The organism is Ilumatobacter sp., from assembly GCF_041688325.1.
Taxonomy (GTDB): domain Bacteria; phylum Actinomycetota; class Acidimicrobiia; order Acidimicrobiales; family Ilumatobacteraceae; genus Ilumatobacter_A.
Map to the genome: position 1 here is coordinate 1 of NZ_JBDNIJ010000377.1, position 3,598 is coordinate 3,598.

General features: G+C 57.5%; 3 protein-coding genes and 1 pseudogene. All 4 read right to left on the minus strand.

Features of this window, described 5'->3' with window-relative positions; all coding sequences use genetic code 11:
• A partial coding sequence (locus ACH2EI_RS19165) for a polysaccharide pyruvyl transferase family protein (protein WP_395161191.1) occupies window positions 1-1,106 on the minus strand: 1,106 nt, incomplete at its 3' end.
• A 53-nt stretch (window positions 1,107-1,159) separates the two neighbouring features.
• Window positions 1,160-2,023 carry a glycosyltransferase family 2 protein gene (locus ACH2EI_RS19170; protein ID WP_395156882.1) on the minus strand — a complete coding sequence of 288 codons (864 nt, stop codon included), beginning with the start codon at window positions 2,021-2,023 and terminating at the stop codon, window positions 1,160-1,162.
• 171 nt (window positions 2,024-2,194) lie between these two features.
• A pseudogene (locus tag ACH2EI_RS19175) lies at window positions 2,195-2,421 on the minus strand (ATP-binding protein); the annotation flags it as partial.
• A 643-nt stretch (window positions 2,422-3,064) separates the two neighbouring features.
• Window positions 3,065-3,598, minus strand: a 534-nt coding sequence (locus ACH2EI_RS19180) for a sugar transferase (RefSeq protein ID WP_395161193.1), incomplete at its 5' end; no start/stop codon positions are given.

A 3,598-nucleotide genomic window follows, 5' to 3' on the forward strand; every position in this document is an offset into this window, starting at 1 on the left:
ACCCCAAGCCCACTCCCCCCTTCAACGAGAAGAGCCGGCATTCGCGGCGCGCAGTCCAGTGCGGACTCAAGCCGATCGGGTGCAACATCTCTCGGCACCAACCCTTCCGCCCACGTCGAGACGTATGCGGAGAGCTTGCCGATTCCCCCAAGTGCCACGCTTGGCGTTGCGTGCGCTAGAGCCGTTATCGCTCCATGGAGGCTCGTACCGACAAACATCGACGCGTTCGATATAGTTGTCGAAATCTTCGAAATATCCGTGGATGTTTCGACCCATCGGTATCGTATATGGCTTCTATCAAGGGCACGGGCAACGTGACGCAGCGCGACTTGATCAGAGTGCCCGCCAGCGAGTCCGATTGGCAACAGGACAACATCCTCGAACCTCCTACTTGCATCGGCTACTGCCCTACCAAATGAAGGATTCCGGCGGAACCAGTCATACTCGCACTGCACCACGAGCGTGTTTCGACTGCGGTCCTTCGGCACGCTCCATAGCTCTCCAACAACGGCGGCCGAATCGGGCGCCAACTCGGCGGAGATTCCAATGCTCTTCAGCGCCGCAAGTCCCGACTTGTCACGAACGCTGATGTACGCTGCGTTTGAGAGAGTGCGCCCAAGCCCCGAAAGATCAGCACGAGCTAGATTGAGGACCGATGAAGCTCCAACCGAGTTTAGCACCACCCGCGCTCTTCGTGATGTAGATAGGTCTGGCACGTATGGACTGCGCCACACCCCTCGAAGAGCCAGTCTTGCCGTCGAATCGGCCAGACTTCGGCCGGCAGCTCTTCTCCCGACGCGAACAGCGAGGTCAAGGGGGTACGGCAAGTAGCCCATAAGAACCTGGCTCCATGTAGCGCTAAGCACCTCGCCCCCGGCAACGATAATCGCTTTCGGAGGTGCGCAGGATTCTAAAGCTTGGCGCAGACCGGTGACAGTTGGGCCACCGATTTCTTGAAGGTCGACGGTCCGCAACGCGCAGTGCAGCATCGGCTGGATTCCCATGTTCTGGCCCGCCCGAGAAAGAATGAGCGGAAACAAGAGATCTCCATAGTTCACTCGATCATAGGCTCCTACCGTCCATATATCTGACGATTGCTTGAGCATGCGTTCCTGATGTCGGTATATGAATGGAGACTCGGACGAGGAATCTATCTGCACTAAGGTGTCTCTCGGTTGAGGACTTGGACTTTCAAAATCGCCAGCTTAGCGGCGACCCGAGCTACCGCCGCCAGGGGGTGCCGAAATTTGCTCGGATACCACTTCTCATAGTAGAGATTCATGCTCTCGTAGAACGCAAGCTTCGTGCGGGTTGAGCGCCGCCCTGAATCGGTCGCTCCCTTTGAATGAACAAGTCTCATCGACGGCTCATACCATACGATAAAGCCAGCATTGCGAGCTCTCCGGCATGCATCAATATCCTCCGCATACATCCAGAACCTCTCATCAAAAGGCCCCCCAATAAAGTCGATAACTTCCCGACGGGCCAACATGAACGCACCGTTGACAACGTCAACAGGCCCGGCGTCGAGTTCATCATGACTCCCCGCCACGTACCCAGCGAGCACCGGCGCACGTGGAAAGAGTCTATGAAGCCGAAGGTAGTAGCAGAGCGCCCGCACCGGAGTGGGTTCTCCTCGTTTACATGCGTGGTCAAGTGTGCCGTCTTCCTTGAGCAGTCGCCCCCCTAGAATCCCGATTTCCGAGTGTGCACGAATCAGTTCGACCCCTCTCCTGATCAACGTCGGATCCTCCAAACGCGTATCTGGGTTTAGGAACAGCACAAAGGGCGAGGATGACATTCGATAGCCAAGGTTGGACGCAGCACCAAAGCCCAGGTTATCTGCTTGCGGGATCAGCCGGACTGATGGGAATTCCTCCCCAATGTTTTGTCTCGTTTCGTCCACCGACGCATTGTCGACAACAATTACCTCAGCCACGATGTCCTGCGCTAATACTGTTAACAGACAATCACGCAGCAACGAGTAGCAGTTGTATGAGACGATGATGATAGTTACGTCCAATTTTCATGCTCCTTGGCTCTTCTGATTTTCAAACGAAGAATCATCTGCTGATTTCCGTGGGAAACGCACTGCCTGCTGGCACCAACGACAACATTTGAGTTCGACGGCTTGATTTTGTCCCAGGGCGACGGGGCGAGTTCGCACCATCTGGCGGGGACATTGTTGGTTGTTGAGTCGGTAGCTGTCGGTGCCGGTTTGGATGATGTGGGCTCGGTAGGTGATGCGGTCGACGACGGCAGCGGCGAGGCGTGGGCCGGAGAAGGTTTTGACCATTCGCTGAACGGGACGTTCGAGGCAACTGCGATGGCGGCGCGTTCTTCTCGTTCGGGGAGGATCTGGAAGAGCAGTTCGACGGAATGTTGATCGAGGTGGACGTAGCCGAGTTCGTCGATCGCGAGGGGGGTCGCAGCGGCCGACATTGAGGGCGGAGAAGTCGCGTTGGTCGGCGAACCGGTGGTGAAGCGGAGTGACGACGAGCACTTGTTCATCGTCGACCGCATCCAACGTGGACCGGAATTCGCATAGACGATCGACGTTGAACAGGTGGACGATGTCGGCGTCACCACTCAACGCCACGACAACTGCTGCTTCGTGACCCAGATCTCGGTATGCCTGGCAGACCCGGTCGGCATCAGTTCAACGTGCATTCCGCCCACCTCGGCGATTTCCCTCGCGACACCACTGAAGCATCTGTGCCGCCGTTTAGCATCGGCCGACGCCGTCGTAACGCAGGCCGGCGTTCTTGACATCGATCGGATTGAACAGGTTGCGCATGTCGACCATCATCGCGCGCCCCCAGCAGCCCGCAACGCAACATCTTCCAAATCACACGATCTAGTCCCACTATTCCTCCACGATCAGAATGTGCCCGCTGTTTAACAAAGCCAACTCGCTGATCAATGCCACAACGCGCCACATGATGGCCCATACGAGTAGAACACGCACGAGCCGTCAAACCCACGTAGCGGGTACCGACGATCCTGAGACGGATCGGAGCCCCCGACTCCAGCGGCCCGAACCCGTTGGTCATGACGGCTTCGATCAGTGGGCGCCGTGGCCAAACAGCACTGCACGGGGAGTCCGTAGCAGGATTTTGACGTTCGAACGCACGGACCAGTTTTCAAGGTAAGAACGATCAAGTTTGATCCGGTCAGTAGCGCCGACAGACGAGCGGCCCTCGATCTGCCACAGTCCAGTCAGCCCAGGACGGTGATGCACATACAAATCGCGGTCGTGACGTGACCGGAGTTCCAGTTCGTTCTGCAGCAGCGGGCGCACGCCGACAAGGCTCATCTGCCCGCGGAGCACATTGACCAACTGCGGAAGTTCGTCAAGGCTCGTACGCCTAAGGAAGCGCCCAATCTTGGTAATCCGCGGATCGTCACTCGCCAGCTTGAAGTCGTTCAACTCGTAGAGCGCCCGTAGTTCTGGATCATCCAACACCGCAGCGTGGGTGCCATTCGCCATGGTGCGGAACTTAAGCACTTCGAAGAGCTCGCCGCCGAGACCGACACGCTGCTGCCTGAAGATCGCCGGGCCAGGGCTCGTCAACTTCACCAACAGCGCGATGACGGC